Genomic DNA, 17,462 nt, shown 5'->3' with positions numbered 1-17,462 from the left:
TAAAACCTTTATATGCGAAACGTAAAGAAACAATTGAGCATGTATTCGCAGATGCAAAAGAAAGCATTGTATGCGTTGGATAACTTTAAGGGGACTTAAAAAATTGTTGATGCAAGCGATGCTTACTTTCGCTGCCATTAATTTAAAGAAGATGGCCACGTGGACATGGCAAGGTCCTAAAATCCCGTAACATAGTGACTCGAAGAGCCCAAATCTCTTAACCTTTGGTCAAAATTTCAAAGGGAATTTTAAAAGGGGTTCGGAATTTTTTAATTCCGAACCCCTTTTGCCTACAAACTGAGACACCTGCAATGTCAGAAATGTCTTTTTGGTTTACATTCAACTATTAATGAGTGGGGAAGAAAATCAGCTGAACCAAAAATATCAAACCAAAAATATATATGAGCGGATGTACCGATTTTCCTTTTCCGCTGAATACCTTCATTAGGGGATATGTAATGAACCCAATTGCAATCCCTGTAGATATACTTGAAGTAAGCGGCATCGTTAAAATGATCGCAAATGCCGGAAATGCCTCATCAAAAAGTTTCCAATTGACTTTAGCCAGACCTTCCATCATGAAACATCCCACGATGATCAAAACGGGTGCTGTGATTGCCTGAACGGAAGAAATTGCCGATATCAATGGAGAAAAGAAAATCGATACAGCAAACAAGATGGCCACGACAGTAGCGGTCAATCCCGTACGTCCGCCTGCAGCCACTCCCGTACTCGATTCCACATAGGCAGTCGATGGGCTTGTACCAAACATCGAGCCGACTGTAGTCGCAATCGCATCACCTAAAAAGGCTTTCTTGGCACGAGGGATTTTCCCATCCTTCGTTAGTCCTGCCTGTTCTGTCACGCCAATCAAGGTGCCTGTCGTATCGAAGATCGTCACAAGTAAAAAGGCGAAGACAATTGAATATAAAGAATTCGTGAAGACCCCAGCGATATCGATATCGAAAAATACTGGTGTCGGAGGTACAGATAAGACCCCATCGAAGTCGAGCAAACCGATAAAGTAGGCAATGATTGCCGTAACGATCATGCCAATGAAAATGGCCCCTTTTATATTACGGGCCATAAAAATCAAGGTAATGAATAAGCCTGCTAACGCTAAAACGGTTCCTGGCTGATGTAAATCGCCAAGCGTCACCATCGTTGATTCATTTGGCACTATGATTCCAGCATTTTTCAATCCGATAAACGCAATGAATAATCCAATTCCGGATGTAATGCCATATTTTAATGAGTTAGGAATCGCATCAATTATCATTTTACGCAAGCTAGTCACGCTAATTAATAGAAATAGCAAACCAGCAATGAAAACCGTACCGAATACGGTCTGGTATGAAAGGCCCTGTGCCCCCACCACGCTGGCAAAATAAGCATTCAAGCCCATCCCTGGTGCTATCGCTATCGGGTATTTTGCAACGAGTCCCATGATTAGGGTACCAATCACCGCTGATATGACCGTTGCCATGAAAACTTGTTCAAATGGAATTCCGATTGAAGACAATAAAGCCGGATTCACAATGAGGATATAAACCATAGTCAAAAATGTCGTAACACCCGCCATGACTTCTGTACGGACATCCGTCCCATTTTCTTTCAGGGAGAAAAACTTTTCCATAAACATATTTTAGACCTCCAGATCTAAAGGAATCACCGACAACCGTTTGCACGAAAAGACAAGGTGTCCTAATATTGTACTGCATCGGCGTTTTTCCTGTTCATTATTCATTGAAAGAAAGATAAAAAAACGAATGAGAAACGCGACCTTTACTATAATATTCGTTTTTATCCCTAAATTCAACTAAAAATTCGGCCCCATCCCTAGTTTCATCTTAAATCACTTTTACTTTTTCCTAAAATCAGTATTTATTTTCAGCTCAATAAAAAAAACCACATGAATCACTGATTCATGTGGTTTTTCATTTGCTGAAGAATCTTCTTCTCCAGCCTTGATACCTGAACTTGGGAAATACCAAGCCTTGCCGCCACTTCCGATTGCGTCTGATCTTTATAATACCTCAGGAAAACAATCAGCCTTTCACGTTCATTCAATTCATGTATGGCTTCCTTCAAAGCGATTTGATCGAACCAGGATGTTTCATTATGGTCGGCAATCTGGTCAAGAAGAGTAATCGGATCTCCATCATTTTCGTAAACCGTTTCATGGATCGATGAAGGGCTCCTGCTAGCTTCTTGGGCCATGATGATTTCCTCTGGCGAAAGCTCTAGATGTTCCGCCAATTCATTGACAGTCGGAACGCGGCCATACGTCTTTGAAAGTTCCTCTTTGGCCCTGCGAATTTTATTCGCCATTTCCTTTAATGACCGGCTTACTTTAACCGTTCCGTCATCACGGATAAAACGTTGGATTTCACCAATGATCATAGGCACAGCATACGTTGAGAATTTCACTTCAAACGATAAGTCAAATTTATCCACGGACTTCAACAGACCTATACAGCCTATTTGATAAAGGTCATCCGGTTCGTAACCTCGATTGAGGAATCTTTGCACTACTGACCATACAAGCCTCAGATTGCTATTGACAATCAGATTCCTCGCATCTTGGTCACCGCTCTGGCTGCGTTGGATTAAATTCCGCAATTCCTCATCTTTTAAATGGGGCTGGCCTTTCTTGCTCTTCTCGTTTTTAACCTCCACATCCATATGCAAGTCTCCCTTAATTGCACAAAGCTCTGCTTGTAGTTAAGTGCTTTTTTAATCGAATGATCGTGCCTTCGCCCTTATGGGAAATTATATTGATTTCATCCATGAAGTTTTCCATAATGGTGAATCCCATACCGGAACGCTCAAGTTCGGGTTTTGTCGTAAATAACGGCTGTTTAGCCTCCTCGACGTCTTCAATGCCCAGTCCTTCATCCCGGATGGTCAATTCCACAGTATCGCCTTCGATGACCACTGAAATGTAGACCCAACCTTCCGGGTCACTCTCATACCCATGGATGATCGAATTCGTAACGGCTTCTGACACGACAGTCTTGATCTCTGTCAATTCATCCATCGTCGGGTCCAATTGGGCAATGAATGCCGCAACAGTTACCCTGGCAAAAGATTCATTTTGGCTAAGTGCAGAAAATTTCGTTTCCATTTTATTTTTCATATTAGGCAACCCCCAGTCTTTGCAAAGCGTTTTTTTCGGATAGTTCCATTTTAACAATTTTAAACAACCCTGACATCTCAAATAACCGCTTTACTGCTGGAGAAATTGCACAGACCACCATTTCACCTTGCTTTTTGTTTACCTGCTTATAACGGCCCAAAATAACCCCGAGCCCTGAACTGTCCATAAAATCCAATTCTTCCATGTTGAGGATGATATGCTTGATATTATGCTTTTGAATGGCTGCCTCTGCCTGATTTTTTAATTTTTCTGCTGTATGATGATCTAAATCACCTTTGAGACGAATGCACAATACGCGGTTTTTCGCCTCCATATTAATCGTAAGACTCATTATATACAGCCTCCTTCACTGTCTTATAAAGAGTCAAATTCTCTTTTTCACCTGCCGATTCCTCCTTACTAGCAAAACTAGTGGAGTTTCGCCTAAATTAGTACGATTAACAGGCAATGCGACAATTTATTCTATTTCGAATGGGTAAACATGCCGAAAGCCCGTTTATACAATTGCCACCAGCTGGCATTATCAACAGTTTCCTTCGCAACAATCGGAGATTCGACATATACCTTACCGTTTTTCTTCAATTCAAGCGTACCAATTTCATCACCTTTTTTAATCGGGGCATCCAAATCTTTATCAAGCGTGATTTTTTTTGTAAAGTCCTTTGCCGTTCCGTTTTTGGCTGTCAAAACTGAAATAGGTTCACTTGTGACGCCCACCACGGTTTTCTTTTGCCCTTTACTTACCTTGGCTTCACCTAACACCTCACCGCGTTTATAAATGGGGTATGTGATGTATTGTGAAAATGCATAATCTAACATCTTGGTAACCTGAGCGTTTCGTTCCTTTGGAGAAACGGCTCCGAAAACGACGGCAATGACACGCATATTCCCTTTTTTAGCAGTCGCTGTCAAACAATATTTCGCTTCATTTGTGAATCCTGTTTTCAGTCCATCGACCCCAGGATAAAATTTCACTAACCTATTTGTGTTGACAAGCCAAAATTTCTTTTCGGTATTTTCACGGAGATAATCTTCATATGTACCCGTGAACCTTGTAATCGTATCGTATTTCAATAATTCCTTCGCCATGATCGACATATCATGTGCTGAACTGTAATGATCTTTAACAGGAAGTCCTGTTGCGTTTTGGAACTTTGTATTTTTCAACCCGAGGTCTTTCGCCTTTTTGTTCATTTCCCTGACAAACTCTTCTTCCGATCCAGCTAGACGTTCAGCCATCGCCACCGATGCATCATTCGCCGAACCAATCGAGATGCCTTTAAGCATTTGTTCCGTGGTCATTTCTTCACCTGGCTCGAGGAAGATCTGGGAACCGCCCATCGACGCTGCATACTCACTAGTCCTGATTTTCTCCTTCATGCTGAGTTCGCCTTTATCGATCGCTTCCATGATCAGCAGCATCGTCATGATTTTCGTCATGCTTGCCGGTGAAAGGCGATCGTCTGCATTTTTATCATAGAGAACAGTACCTGTATCCCGTTCAATCAAAATAGCGGATTTAGCATTTGCCGCCAGTTCGACTCCTTTTTCTTCAGCTGCTTTTGTATGCGGGATGTTAAAACCCAATGCTACCAAAACGGTTAAAAATACAGAAAGAATCCGCTTCATCTCCATACCCTCCAATCTTTATATTTTTTATTTTTTCCATTAAACCCATTTTTATACAAATAAAGATGAATTTTGAACATATACTGGATATAGGGTAACAAAGTGAACCAAATTAAAAGAGGATGCGCATGGGCATCCTCTTTTAATAATTCAATGGGATAAACGTAAAAAGGCCGCTCAAAAGCGCGGCCTTTTTTGGGAAATGTTTATTCCATGATCTCTTTATAGATCAATGTAGGTTTTTCTATTTTCTCTTTTGAAATCGCAATGCTTTCATACAATTTTTCTTTCACCTTTGAAACATCTTCGAAATTGCTGTAAATCGTCACAAGTGATTCACCTTTTGCCACGGTTTCCCCGATTTTTTTACGAAGTACCAGTCCGACGGCCAAATCAATCTCTGATTCTTTTGTCGCCCGCCCGGCGCCTAACAGCATGGCTGCCGTTCCTACTTCATCAGCGATGATTTCCGATACATATCCGTCCTCTTTCGCTTCCAGCTCGAAAGTATGAGCAGCCTGCGGTAGTTTTTCCGGCTGATCTACAACCGAACCATCGCCTCCCTGCGCTTCCAGGAAAATCTTGAATGAGTTAAGTGCAGAACCATCCTTAATCGCATTTTCCAGCAAGGTTCTTGCTTCTTCTAGCGAGTTTGCCTTTTTGGCAAGGTATACCATATGGCTTCCCAGTGTTAAAGAAAGTTCCGTTAAATCTTCCGGTCCCTCTCCTTTAAGCGTATCGATGGCTTCCTTCACTTCTAAAGCATTTCCGATTGCGTAACCCAACGGTTGGCTCATATCGGAAATGACAGCCATCGTGTTTCGTCCCACATTGTTTCCGATGCTAACCATTGCATGCGCCAATTCTTCGGAATCTTCGAGAGTTTTCATGAAAGCGCCCGCTCCCGTTTTAACATCAAGTACGATTGCATCAGCACCAGCGGCGATTTTCTTACTCATGATCGAGCCAGCTATCAAACCGATACTGTTAACGGTACCCGTAACATCGCGCAATGCATATAACTTTTTGTCGGCCGGAGTCAGGTTACCGCTTTGCCCAATGACAGCTATCTTATTTTTATTGACAAGTCTGATGAACTCGTCATTTTCTATTTCGACATGAAATCCTTTTACAGACTCCAACTTATCGATCGTCCCGCCTGTATGGCCAAGACCGCGTCCTGACATCTTTGCCACTGGAACACCAACAGCAGCAACCAATGGTCCAAGCACTAGAGTTGTGGTATCACCCACACCTCCTGTTGAATGTTTATCGACCTTAATTCCTTCAATCATCGATAAATCAATTTGATCTCCCGATTCGACCATTGCCATGGTTAGATCAGCACGTTCCTGCTCATTCATGCCTTTAAAATAAACTGCCATTGACCAAGCGCTCATTTGGTAATCCGGAATCGATCCATCGGTAAACCCATTGATGATGAACTGTATTTCTTCTGTAGTAAGAGCCTTTCCATCACGCTTTTTCTCGATTAAGTCTACCATTCTCATATTGGAATCCCCACTTTTTAAAGACACCGATTTTCTTTAGGTGTACTTGTATTTTTTTGGTTCGTTTTATATGTCTTTAACGATTTGCTTAACAAATTCAAGAAAACTGCTTTTCACTTTTTCAGTCGTTTCAATTACCTCTTCATGTGACAAAGGCTGATCCAGAATGCCTGCGGCCATATTGGTAAGGCATGAGATTCCGAGCACCTTCATTCCGCTATGCCTTGCTACGATAACTTCCGGGACTGTCGACATACCAACTGCATCCCCGCCAAGGATCCTTGCCATTTTCACTTCTGCCGGTGTCTCATAGGTTGGTCCTGTATTACCGATATAGACACCTTCTTTAATATCCAATCCTAGTGAAGCTGCTATTTTTTTTGCTTGCGTCCGAAGGTCTTTATTATAAGCTTCCGACATATCAGGGAATCTAGGGCCGAAACGCTCTTCATTAGGACCAATCAATGGGTTTGCCCCCATTAAATTAATATGATCCGTAATGAGCATCAAGTCACCTGGTTGATAGCTTTCATTAACGCTTCCGGCAGCATTCGTTACGATTAACTGTTCAACACCAAGAAGTTTCATTACACGGACAGGGAAAGTGACCTTCTCCATGGAGTAACCCTCATAAAAGTGGAAACGTCCTTGCATCGCGACAACCTTTTTGCCACTTAATTGTCCAATGACAAGCTGTCCAGCGTGTCCTTCAACAGTCGATACTGGGAATTCCGGGATTTCGTGGTAAGGAATCGTTATCGGATTTTCAATTTCATCCGCCAATACTCCAAGTCCGGAACCAAGAATCAGTCCTATCTCCGGAGAGCCTTCAATTTTACTTTTTATGAATGACGCAGCTGTCTCTATTTTATTAAACATCTATTTATTCTCCCCTAAATTTAGATCGCCCAATATACTTTTTCCGAAGGCAGGCATTTTCACATCAAAATTAGCAGCGACCGTCGCCCCAATATCTGCAAATGTATCTCTTATCGGGAGTTCGACACCTTCTGTAAATCGTTTGGAATAGACTAACAATGGTACATATTCACGTGTGTGATCAGTTCCTTCATGGACCGGATCATTCCCGTGATCGGCAGTGATGATCAATAAATCATCCTCTTTCAGTTTATCAAGGACTTCAGGCATCCGGGCATCGAATTCTTCCAATGCCTTTCCGTATCCCTCTGGGTCGCGGCGGTGACCGTATAAAGCATCGAAGTCGACTAGATTAAGGAAACTTAACCCTTTGAAATCCTGTTCTACCGTTTGGATTAATTTATCCATTCCATCCATATTGGATACGGTCCTTAATGATTCAGTGACACCTTCCCCATCAAAGATATCCGAGATCTTCCCGATTGCAAGGACATCATATCCAGAATCTTTCAATTCATCCATTACTGTCCGGTCGAACGGTTTCAATGCATAATCATGACGGTTAGGCGTTCTTTTGAAGTTGCCTGGTTCACCAGTGAACGGTCTGGCAATAACGCGTCCAACCTTGAACTCATCAGCCATTGTCACTTCACGGGCAATTTCACAAATCTTGTATAATTCGTCTATCGGGACGATATCTTCATGTGCAGCAATCTGTAATACGGAATCAGCTGATGTATATACAATCAGCGCACCCGTTTTCATATGTTCCTCGCCAAGCCTCTCAATGATTTCCGTGCCGCTTGCCGGGACATTCCCAATAATTCCCCGACCCATTTTCGCCTCGAGTTCATTGACTAATAATTCCGGGAAACCATCTGGAAATACACGGAATGGAGTCGATATATTCAACCCCATGATTTCCCAATGTCCAGTCATCGTATCTTTTCCTGTAGAGGCTTCCTTCATTTTCGTATAGTATGCGAGAGGTTGCTGAGCTTTTTCAATTCCCTTGATTTCACGGATATTGCCTAAACCCAATTTTGCGAGAGTCGGCATGTTCAATCCGTTCATTTTTTCTGCGATATGACCGAGTGTATCCGCACCTTTATCGCCGAATAAATCTGCATCAGGTGCTTCGCCAATCCCAACTGAATCCATAACTATTACAAATATTCGTTTAAATGCTGAATTCCCTTTCATGAGTCATTCCTCCTAAAATAGTAAATCACTTTTTATACTCTCTATAATACCCTTATTCTGCTCAGTTACTCTTCATTTAAATGAAATCGCAAGAACGTCAGAAGTCTGACCTCTCTACATTGTAAACGATTACCATGATGGAGACAAATAATATATTTCGGAATGAAACAAAGTGCCATAAGATGTGCGTCAGAATCATCAGCATCCCTTATAGCCGTCTCGCCGACACAGAAAAGGCTGCTCCTTCAACTGCCTTGCAGTTAAATTCACAACCTTTCTATCATTCTATTAATCCTTTAAGCTCGCGGATGGAATTTTGAATAGACATCCTTGATCCGTACGTTCGTAATATGTGTATAAATTTGAGTTGTCGAAATATCCGCATGACCAAGCATTTCTTGGACGGCACGTAAATCAGCCCCATTCATCAATAGATGTGTCGCGAAAGAATGTCTCAGTGTATGTGGTGTAATTTCTTTTTCAATTTGTGCCGATTTTACAAGTTTTTTTAGAATCTTCCAAAATCCCTGCCTTGTCAGCCTGTTTCCATGATGATTCAAAAAAAGTGAATCTGTCCTGTGCTTGGGGCTGGCCATTTTCCCCCGGGAACTTTCCAAATAATGTTCAATCGCACCCAATGCAGTTTGTCCAATCGGAATGATCCTCTCTTTATTTCCTTTCCCTACACAACGGACAAAACCCATCGATGCATGGACATCACTCACATCCATGGATATCAACTCACTGACACGCATACCCGTCGCATACATCAGTTCGAGCATTGCCTTATCGCGTAAGCCGAATTCATCCATTTTCTTCGGGGCTTCCAATAGTGCTTCAACCTCTTCCATGCTTAATACCTTTGGAAGGCTTCGTTCCGGTTTTGGCGTTTCTATATGTATGGACGGATCCTGATTTGTTACTCTTTCCCTTAGAAGAAATTGATGAAAAGACCGAATGGAAGCTATATGACGCGCCACCGTCTTCGATGACTTCCCTTGATCCTTTAACTGCACGAGAAAATGCAGGATGTTCACCCGCCGCGAATCATTCCAATCTTCAATGGTTTCAACATCTTTCAGAAAGCTCCAATATGATCTTAAGTCACGCTCATACGAGACGAGCGTATTCTTGGCAAGTCCTTTTTCAATGGTTAAAAAATGAATGAAATCCCTAATTTGATTCTCCATATTCATTACTCCCCGTTTAAATAAAACAACATTAGGCGTTCAAGCCATGCATCATCACCCGTATCAACAGCCTTCGATACTTTTACAGCCATGCCTTTCGGTTCATCATAACGATGATAACTTTGATATTCCTGATTTAACCATACCATTCCTATATAAAAAAGAACAGTGAAGCTAACAAAGAGAATCATCACTTTAGCCGTGTGCAAAATAAGCGATAATGATGTTTTCATCCTTTCCCCTCCCATTCGACCCTTTGTATCAATCTATGCCCAACAGGACAAGTTTTATACGTATTTCGGAAAGGAGAAAACAAAAACAGCTCTTACTTGAGAAAACCAGCTATTAAAATGCAGAAAACCTTCTCCATTAAATGGAAAAGGTCCGTCTTCATTCACCTTAATTTTCTTCTTTGTCATGACATCGATGACAAATGCCATGAAAGGTTAATCTATGGTCTTTTATCTTGAAGTTCCAGTCGCGTTCCACAATGTCTTCTACGTCTTCAAGTAGGTCTTCCTGGATTTCATCTACCGCACCACATTCCACACAAACAAGATGATGATGGAAATGCGCAGCTCCTTCTTGTCTTAAATCATAACGGGAAACCCCGTCTCCAAAGTTAATTTTATCTACTATTTTCAATTCAGTCAGCAACTCTAGCGTACGGTAAACTGTTGCCAATCCAATTTCCGGCGACTTTTCTTTGACAAGGAGGTAAACGTCTTCTGCGCTTAAATGATCCTCTTCATGCTCAAGTAAAACGCGGACGGTCGCTTCTCGCTGAGGCGTTAATTTGTAGCTGGACGAGTGTAACTGCTTTTTTATCCTATCAATTCTGTTTTCTATTTCCATACCTAATATTCCCTCCCGCGCCGCTATCTTATCCATTATATCAAAAGAGGGAAAACTGTCAAAATAGATTTCTTGTTAATGATAAAAAAATTTGCGGGAACGGTATATTTCCATCAATGACCCAATAAACTTACGACATTTTTCATTAAAGAAGGGGATAGGTACGCTTCAAATGCAGCAGCCGTAATCAAGAATAACCCTGACAAAACCAATGAGAAAATATACCGTGAAATTATCGGCTTCAGCGGCTCCCGAATCTGCTTAAGGAAAATCCGGCTGATCATTTTCATGGATAGTGAAACGGCAAGGACGGTTATTACGATGAATATCGGGACGATGAATATATTTTGGGGCAGAATAGCGACAAACGATAATAAGAACCCGCTCCATCCCATTTGATTGACTAAAAAGCCGACCGTGAATCCAACGACCATCCCTTTTATAAATAACAAAACCAGGATGACAGGCAAACCGATGACCGATATTCCGAGAATCCAGATGACCCCGATATATTTTATATTATGCATAATACTTTGGCTGAACATATCATGCGAAGATGCAAATTCACCTTTGGATACTTGTCCGAAAAATTGCGATAAATAATAGAACAAGTCTTCCTTTTGGGTAAAGCTCAAACTATTCACCAATATTGCCCCAAAAATGACACCCATCAAAAAAAGCACAGTGATAAAGACATATAATGAGGAATGTTCGTTAATATGTTTCATTACGGCATTTTGTACGACAGATTTTTTTTTCATCTTTCATCCTCCCAACTCCGCTTACTAGAATCTATGTTTTCACTCTTTCATTTATGCTAAGAAAACTTTCCCCTTCAGCCGAACACATTGAACCTAATTTATGTTATAATTTTCCACATTAATGAGATGGAGGCAGGATATGAAAGCTATATTAATGGATTTTCCCGAAAGAATTGAAACCCCTCGATTATATCTAAGACCTTGTCAGCCTGGCGATGGCCTGGACCTTTACGAAGCCATTGTCCATTCTAAACCTGAATTGAAACAGTGGCTGCCGTTTGCCCATCAAGATGTTTCTTTGGAAACTTCTGAACAGAACGTCCTTAAGGCCTTTGCGGACTTTATTTTAAAAGAGGATATCAGACTCCATATTTATAGGAAAGAAGACGATCAATTCATCGGCTCCACTGGTCTGCACCGAATCAACTGGGATATTCCTAAATTCGAAATTGGCTATTGGATTGATACGAGATTCAGTAAACTGGGCTACATAACGGAGACAGTGGAAAAGTTAACTAAATTCGCCTTTTACCATTACGGTGCAAAACGGGTCGAAATCCGCTGTGACCCTAATAATATTGCCAGCAAACGGATTCCCGAGAAGCTAGGGTTCACCCTTGAAGGAATTTTGCGTAATGACTGCCTTAGTGCAGACGGCATGGAAGTGCGGGACACCTCCATTTATGCAAAAACAACAAATTAAAAAAGTCCTGACAGATCTCATCTGTCAGGACTTTTTTCAGGTTAATTCCTTTTTGACCTTTCCGTACTTTCCTCCGCCCCCCACTTCAAAAGAAAGCGTCCCTTTTCTGGCAGAATCGATGTAGACCGCCAATTTTTCAGGAACGATTTCCATTAGCTGTTCAAGCGTAACTTCATGAAGGATATTCATCTCTGTTCCAAATGCCACCAGCAGTTTTTCCATGGATTTAGGTCCGAGTCCCGGGATGAAGTCGAGTGGCACTTGATGGATATACGGCGGCCTTTCCTTTCCGTCTCTTCTGTCCATCCCGGAAACGGAGAGTTCTTCAATCCTGGCCGATACCCCTTTAATAATGGATTTATTACCACACTCAGGACATTGTTCACTATCCCTCAATACCTGATGTAAGCACCCTGAACATACGGTTTGATGATACTTTCCCAATAAGGGGTTCAATCCATAATTAACGGTCACCTTGCGATTCCCTGTTTCTTTAAGGGCTTTTGCCAGCTCATTGAAACTTGGCTCTTCAAGCAGGACTTTTTGATATTCACGAGCGATTTTCCCAAGCGAATGCGCATCGGAATTTGTTACGAATACATAGGAGTCCAACTCCTCGATATCCTTGACCATTTCTGTATCCGAACTTAAACCAAGCTCGATGGCATCAATTAGCTCCGGATCGAATACTTCAGTCAGACTGGATCGCACCCCTTTTCCATATAAGCTTTTAAATGGGGTGAAAACATGTGCCGGGATAAACAGGCCGCCCAGTGACTTCACGGTTTTTTGCAGCGTTCTTCCATCACAATAAATCCTTTGGGAGCTCAAGGTGATATTTTTAACATGTCCGCTCATCCATGAGGAGAATTCCTTCATCGCTTTTAAAGTGGGAAAATAGGCGAGGACATGGATCGGTCCATTACAATTTTGATCATAAATTTCAATCTCCGAGCCCGGAATGATGGTTGTATTCTTGTATTGAAGTCCGCCTTCAGTCTTTTCCGTGATTTCGCCATCAAGAATCCCCGCTTCGATCTCTTCGATAATTTCAGGAGAATGACAATCGATTATCCCGATTAGATCAAGGCCCTTCCTTTCACTTGCCACTTGCAGCACATTGCTGAAGGTTAACGTTTTAGCACCTGTTATTTTCACGGCCCTTCCGCTTCTCGTTCTGCCTATATGGATATGCAGGTCAGCGTAATACTCTTTCATTTATGATGTCATCGCCTTTTTCAACTGCAGATACTGAACTGCATATGCCGTTTTAGCATCCTGGATCTTCCCTTCATCCATATAAGTTTGAGCTTCCTCCAGCGTGAGTTCCAGCATTTCGACAAATTCATCTTCATCCAGCGGTGCCGCATTTTCTTTCTTTTTCAAATTGTGGGCCACATACAGGTGGACCAATTCATCAGCGAAACCTGGGGATGTATAGAAGGATATGATGTGCTCCATTTTTTCACATTCATAACCTGTCTCCTCTTCCAGCTCCCGTTTAGCCGACAGGACCGGTTCTTCTCCTTTTTCAAGCTTCCCTGCAGGGATTTCCACCAAGCTTCTTTCCAGCGCTTTACGGTACTGTTCAACCATGATGATTTTATTTTCTGACGTGAGAGCTATGACGGCAACGGCTCCCGGATGCTTGATTATTTCACGTTTACCCGTTTTCCCATCAGGAAGCTCTACATCATCCACTTGCAGGCTGATTACTTTTCCTGTGAAGATTTTTTCCGAAGACAGCGTTTTTTCTTCAAATTTTTTCATCGTGACCACTCCTCTGTTCTATTTGCAGCATGATTCCTCATACATTTTACCATAATAGAGATGGAGGGCGATTTAATGAAAGTTTACGTATTGGAAAAAAGCGTTACTTTATCCGGAAAGAGCTGGGAAATCCTTCAAAAACTAAAGCAATTACAAAATCAATATGTTTATGTCAATGATTGGATTGCCGACATTCACGATCAGGTGCCACCCACTCCTTTAAAACGGATCAAGTGAATTCTTTGAGTGAAATGGATTTCTCCTTTACAATGAATGTAAAGGGAGTGGATAACATGAAAAAACGCAGACTAGGAAATTCTGACTTGCTAGTTTCTGAAATCGGGCTTGGATGCATGTCACTGGGGACTGTTGAAAATCAGGCATCCGAGATCATACAGGCCGCTTTAGATGAAGGAATCAATTATTTTGATACGGCCGATTTATATGATTTCGGTATGAATGAAGAAATCGTCGGAAAGAATTTAAAATCGGTCCGCGATAAGGTATACATAGCCACCAAGGTCGGAAACCGCTGGAATGAAAATAAAGATTCCTGGAGCTGGGATCCATCCGGCGCTCATATTAAAACGGCAGTAAAAGATAGCTTAAAGCGATTGGGGACTGATTATATTGACCTTTATCAGTTACATGGCGGCACCATTTCAGACAATATCGAAGAAACGGTAGAAGCATTTGAAGATTTGAAAAAAGAAGGCTATATCCGATATTATGGAATTTCCTCGATTCGTCCGAATGTCATCAAGGAATTCACTGAAAAGTCTGAGCTTGATTCCGTGATGATGCAGTTTAATCTGCTCGACCGCCGCCCAGAAGAGTGGCTGTCCCTTTTCGCCAACAAACAGATCAGCATGATCGCCCGTGGCCCCCTTGCCAAAGGGCTGCTCAGTGAAAAAATGCTTGAAAAGGCAAATGAGGATGGATACCTTGACTATAGCTATCACGAACTTAAAGATTTGCTTCCGCAAATAAAGGACAAACTTTCCGATAGGAAGTTGAATGAAACGGCACTTCAATATGTATTGTCCCATCAAAGCGTAGCTACCGTTGTTCCAGGAGCAAGCTCAGTACAGCAGCTACGTGATAACTGCCAAGCTGCCAACAGCCCTTCACTGTCCACAACCGAGTTGGATATCCTGAAGCGGTTGACCAAAGTGAACAAATATGAAAGTCACCGGAATTAAAAAAGAAATGTCAGGACAAACCTTTAGGCTGCTCTATCTCCGTTTAACCAACGGGATAGTCAGCCTTTTTCCGTTCCACCTTTTTTCGCCTTCTTTACCAACTTCAAGTTTCCGATCATTCTAATTCCTTCCAAAACCCATTTAACGGTTTTAAACTTATCATTGGACATCCTAAAATTAATGTTGTACAATTCAGTTGTGTGCAATCAAAAATAAAAAAGATAAGGGAGAAAAAATGATGACAAAAACATTATTTACAACGTCTGTAACAGTCGATGGCGGAAGAGAAGGAACGGCAATTTCTGCTGACGGCAACTTCACGGTTGATATTGCGATGCCTGGAACACCAAGGGCTAAACAGATGCCTGAAGCATCTAATCCGGAACAGCTTTTTGCAGCTGGATATGCTGCATGTTTTGATAGTGCTTTGCAATCAGTTGGTAAAATTGAACGCGTTTCTTTCGATTCAAAAGTCACCGCAAGCGTCAGTCTATTGATGGGTGAGATGCATCAGTACAGCTTGGCTATAACTTTGGCTGTGAAGGGATCCGGGGTCGACAAGGAGACATTCGAAACCCTTGTTCATAAAGCGCATCAAATGTGTCCTTATTCAAAAGCAATCAACGGCAATGTGGACGTCGCCTTTGAAATAGATGTAGATTAAATCCGACAAATAGACGCTTGGGGAACCCAAGCGTCTTTTCTTTGCTAAAATTGCTGTAAAGTTTTCAATAGTTGGAGCAGTGAAGCTTTTAAATCCTCGACCACCTTCTTATCCTCACCCGACATTGCCGAAATGCGATCGGGAATGAAACAGGCCTCTGCCTGTAAACCAAGTCCCTTTTCCGTCAGCTTAATCATGACAGACCGTTCATCTTCAGTGGAACGTTCACGGACAATCAAGCCATTCTGCTCCATTCGTTTCAACATGGGGGTAAGCGTTCCTGAGTCGAGGGCAAGGAGCTCCCCAAGTTTTTTTACTGTAAGTGTATCCTGTTCCCATAATAGAAGCAGAACAAGATATTGAGGATATGTCACTTCAAGTTTATCAAGCAACGGTTTATATTTCTTCGTCATTTCCCGCGAACTTGCATAAAGCAGGAAACATAATTGGTCTTCCAGCACTTTTTCTATTTTATTTTGCATCCCATCACCAGCTAATAGTAGTCCATCCGATATGAAAGCATATCGAACTTATCTTTAATATAATCGTTATACTTTATAAAATAAAGGAATTCCTGAACAGAAAAAGGGAGCCAGCCCTTTTAAAATTTTAACTGCTCCCTGTTCTATTTATAGTTCTTCCAGTTCAGATTGCTTTCACCCAATAGTTCTTCGAATGATTTATTCTTTTCCCGCTGCTTTCTTTCTTCACGTTTTTTTTCTTCTTCCGCTTCCCTTTTCTCTTGTTCAGCCTTATTAAGTTCTTTTTGCTTTTGACGAAGCTGGGACATGATATCTTGATTGATCATATCACCGAGTTTCAATGAAGATGAATCTTTATCTTGGTTTTTGCTTTGACTTTGTTTTCGCGGCTGTTTCTTTTTCATCCTTAAAACCTCCTGGCCATTTATGAAATAATTATATCACGACTGCCGTTTTCCTCATCATGGTTTTCAAACAGTGTTTTCCCATTTCCCTCATGGTAAAATAAAGAAAATCATTCGAGGAGGTCCTTTCATGAAGAAATGGTGGTTTACACTGGCTGGAATCCTAGCGTATATCGGCGTCGGCCTTTATTTTTCCAATCGGATCATGTATATGAAAAAGAAGGAAGATGATTTTATCCAAAATCGTGAAATCATGGCTAAACGCCTGATCACGGAGGATTTTGATAATCTGCCTAAATCGGAAATTTGGGTATCGTCACCATCCGGATATTCCTTGAAATGCTTGTTTATCGAACCCCATGACACCAAAAAGTGGGTGGTCATTTCTCATGGTGTGACGGAGAACAAAGTCAATTCGATTAAGTACATGAACATTTTTCTTAAGCGGGGCTTCAATGCGATCATTTATGACCACCGCCGGCATGGGGATTCCGGCGGCAAGACGAGCAGTTATGGACATTATGAAAAATTCGACCTGAAGGCCGTAATCGATGAATTGAAAAGACGTAAAGGGCCCGACCTTCATATTGGCATTCATGGAGAATCCATGGGGGCCGTAACCCTGCTTTTATATGCCGGAATGCTTGAAGATGGTGCTGATTTTTACATTGCCGACTGTCCATTTTCAAACTTCGAGGATCAGATCAAACACAAGCTCAAGCATGAAGTCCCATTTCCTTCTTGGACCGTATTTCCGCTCGGGCGTACGTTCATCAAACTCCGTGACGGATATTGGACCAATGAAGTGTCCCCAATCGATTATATGAAAAATATCCGAAAACCCGTGCTGTTCATCCATAGTGAAAATGACAGTTTCATTCCCGCTTCCATGACAGTGGAATTATATGCAGCAAAAGAGGGCCCAAAACAGCTGTACATCGCTAAAAAAGGGGCCCACGCTCAATCTTATAATGAAAATCCAAAAGAATACGAAGATCAAATCGATCAGTTTCTAAAAAAACTTGTCTGAGAAGAAAAGAGAGGGGGTC

Annotated in this window: 21 protein-coding genes and 1 pseudogene; 6 read left to right on the top strand and 16 right to left on the bottom strand. The window is 41.7% G+C overall.

Annotation, left to right across the window (positions count from 1 at the left end; genetic code table 11):
* Positions 1 to 2: 2 nt before the first annotated feature.
* A pseudogene (locus AC2YHV_RS11385) lies at positions 3 to 190 on the top strand (transposase); the annotation flags it as partial.
* A 156-nt stretch (positions 191 to 346) separates the two neighbouring features.
* On the opposite strand, the gene AC2YHV_RS11380 reads toward AC2YHV_RS11385, so the two are convergent.
* The 12 genes from AC2YHV_RS11380 to spoIIM form a co-directional block, all read right to left on the bottom strand.
* Positions 347 to 1,636 (bottom strand): NCS2 family permease, encoded by a 1,290-nt coding sequence (locus tag AC2YHV_RS11380; RefSeq protein ID WP_057278875.1) that lies wholly within the window; start codon positions 1,634 to 1,636, stop codon positions 347 to 349.
* Between the two features lie 281 nt (positions 1,637 to 1,917).
* On the bottom strand, positions 1,918 to 2,685 hold the full coding sequence (gene sigF, locus AC2YHV_RS11375; protein ID WP_034308137.1) for an RNA polymerase sporulation sigma factor SigF: 768 nt from the start codon (positions 2,683 to 2,685) through the stop codon (positions 1,918 to 1,920).
* A gap of 13 nt (positions 2,686 to 2,698) precedes the next feature.
* Entirely contained in the window at positions 2,699 to 3,139 is a 441-nt protein-coding gene (gene spoIIAB, locus AC2YHV_RS11370; protein ID WP_034308139.1) for an anti-sigma F factor, read from the bottom strand.
* Between the two features lies 1 nt (position 3,140).
* Positions 3,141 to 3,491: an anti-sigma F factor antagonist gene (spoIIAA, locus tag AC2YHV_RS11365; protein WP_034308142.1), complete on the bottom strand. Its 351-nt coding sequence runs from the start codon at positions 3,489 to 3,491 to the stop codon at positions 3,141 to 3,143.
* Positions 3,492 to 3,622: 131 nt separating this feature from the next.
* Positions 3,623 to 4,789, bottom strand: a complete 1,167-nt coding sequence (locus tag AC2YHV_RS11360) for a D-alanyl-D-alanine carboxypeptidase family protein (protein ID WP_063575718.1) — start codon at positions 4,787 to 4,789, stop codon at positions 3,623 to 3,625.
* Between the two features lie 206 nt (positions 4,790 to 4,995).
* Positions 4,996 to 6,300, bottom strand: a complete 1,305-nt coding sequence (locus AC2YHV_RS11355; protein ID WP_057278759.1) for a pyrimidine-nucleoside phosphorylase — start codon at positions 6,298 to 6,300, stop codon at positions 4,996 to 4,998.
* 66 nt (positions 6,301 to 6,366) lie between these two features.
* A complete protein-coding gene (locus AC2YHV_RS11350; protein WP_048680164.1) occupies positions 6,367 to 7,179 on the bottom strand; it encodes a purine-nucleoside phosphorylase in 813 nt (270 codons plus the stop codon).
* A complete protein-coding gene (gene deoB, locus AC2YHV_RS11345) occupies positions 7,180 to 8,382 on the bottom strand; it encodes a phosphopentomutase (protein WP_487373224.1) in 1,203 nt (400 codons plus the stop codon). It abuts the gene before it with no gap.
* Positions 8,383 to 8,678: 296 nt separating this feature from the next.
* Complete coding sequence (gene xerD / locus AC2YHV_RS11340; protein WP_034308151.1) at positions 8,679 to 9,572, bottom strand: site-specific tyrosine recombinase XerD; 894 nt, start codon at positions 9,570 to 9,572, stop codon at positions 8,679 to 8,681.
* Positions 9,573 to 9,577: 5 nt separating this feature from the next.
* Positions 9,578 to 9,805 carry a YqzK family protein gene (locus tag AC2YHV_RS11335; RefSeq protein WP_034308153.1) on the bottom strand — a complete coding sequence of 76 codons (228 nt, stop codon included), beginning with the start codon at positions 9,803 to 9,805 and terminating at the stop codon, positions 9,578 to 9,580.
* 166 nt (positions 9,806 to 9,971) lie between these two features.
* On the bottom strand, positions 9,972 to 10,421 hold the full coding sequence (gene fur, locus AC2YHV_RS11330) for a ferric iron uptake transcriptional regulator (RefSeq protein WP_034311309.1): 450 nt from the start codon (positions 10,419 to 10,421) through the stop codon (positions 9,972 to 9,974).
* A gap of 119 nt (positions 10,422 to 10,540) precedes the next feature.
* Positions 10,541 to 11,188, bottom strand: a complete 648-nt coding sequence (gene spoIIM / locus AC2YHV_RS11325; protein ID WP_057278761.1) for a stage II sporulation protein M — start codon at positions 11,186 to 11,188, stop codon at positions 10,541 to 10,543.
* Positions 11,189 to 11,327: 139 nt separating this feature from the next.
* On the opposite strand from spoIIM, the gene AC2YHV_RS11320 reads away from it, so the two are divergent.
* On the top strand, positions 11,328 to 11,891 hold the full coding sequence (locus AC2YHV_RS11320; protein ID WP_057278762.1) for a GNAT family N-acetyltransferase: 564 nt from the start codon (positions 11,328 to 11,330) through the stop codon (positions 11,889 to 11,891).
* Between the two features lie 36 nt (positions 11,892 to 11,927).
* Here the strand turns inward: AC2YHV_RS11320 and AC2YHV_RS11315 are convergent, their stop codons facing one another.
* Together AC2YHV_RS11315 and AC2YHV_RS11310 are read right to left on the bottom strand one after the other, a co-directional pair.
* Entirely contained in the window at positions 11,928 to 13,109 is a 1,182-nt protein-coding gene (locus AC2YHV_RS11315; RefSeq protein ID WP_057278763.1) for an endonuclease Q family protein, read from the bottom strand.
* Positions 13,110 to 13,661, bottom strand: coding sequence for an NUDIX hydrolase (locus AC2YHV_RS11310; RefSeq protein ID WP_034308163.1), 552 nt, complete (start codon positions 13,659 to 13,661; stop codon positions 13,110 to 13,112).
* Between the two features lie 75 nt (positions 13,662 to 13,736).
* On the opposite strand from AC2YHV_RS11310, the gene mciZ reads away from it, so the two are divergent.
* From mciZ to AC2YHV_RS11295, 3 genes are all read left to right on the top strand, one after another.
* Positions 13,737 to 13,898, top strand: coding sequence for a Z-ring formation inhibitor MciZ (gene mciZ / locus AC2YHV_RS11305; RefSeq protein WP_072273199.1), 162 nt, complete (start codon positions 13,737 to 13,739; stop codon positions 13,896 to 13,898).
* 56 nt (positions 13,899 to 13,954) lie between these two features.
* Complete coding sequence (locus AC2YHV_RS11300; protein ID WP_054400245.1) at positions 13,955 to 14,863, top strand: aldo/keto reductase; 909 nt, start codon at positions 13,955 to 13,957, stop codon at positions 14,861 to 14,863.
* Positions 14,864 to 15,101: 238 nt separating this feature from the next.
* Positions 15,102 to 15,527 carry an Ohr family peroxiredoxin gene (locus tag AC2YHV_RS11295; protein WP_034308168.1) on the top strand — a complete coding sequence of 142 codons (426 nt, stop codon included), beginning with the start codon at positions 15,102 to 15,104 and terminating at the stop codon, positions 15,525 to 15,527.
* A gap of 44 nt (positions 15,528 to 15,571) precedes the next feature.
* Here AC2YHV_RS11295 and AC2YHV_RS11290 read toward each other — a convergent pair whose 3' ends face one another.
* Positions 15,572 to 16,009, bottom strand: a complete 438-nt coding sequence (locus AC2YHV_RS11290; protein ID WP_057278765.1) for a MarR family winged helix-turn-helix transcriptional regulator — start codon at positions 16,007 to 16,009, stop codon at positions 15,572 to 15,574.
* A gap of 143 nt (positions 16,010 to 16,152) precedes the next feature.
* On the bottom strand, positions 16,153 to 16,413 hold the full coding sequence (locus AC2YHV_RS11285; RefSeq protein ID WP_487373222.1) for a YqkE family protein: 261 nt from the start codon (positions 16,411 to 16,413) through the stop codon (positions 16,153 to 16,155).
* 130 nt (positions 16,414 to 16,543) lie between these two features.
* On the opposite strand from AC2YHV_RS11285, the gene AC2YHV_RS11280 reads away from it, so the two are divergent.
* Entirely contained in the window at positions 16,544 to 17,443 is a 900-nt protein-coding gene (locus AC2YHV_RS11280; protein WP_487373221.1) for an alpha/beta hydrolase, read from the top strand.
* Positions 17,444 to 17,462: the final 19 nt, after the last annotated feature.

It is taken from the genome of Peribacillus sp. SRI_006, assembly GCF_057586375.1.
This window is presented reverse-complemented; position numbering and strand designations above follow the sequence as displayed.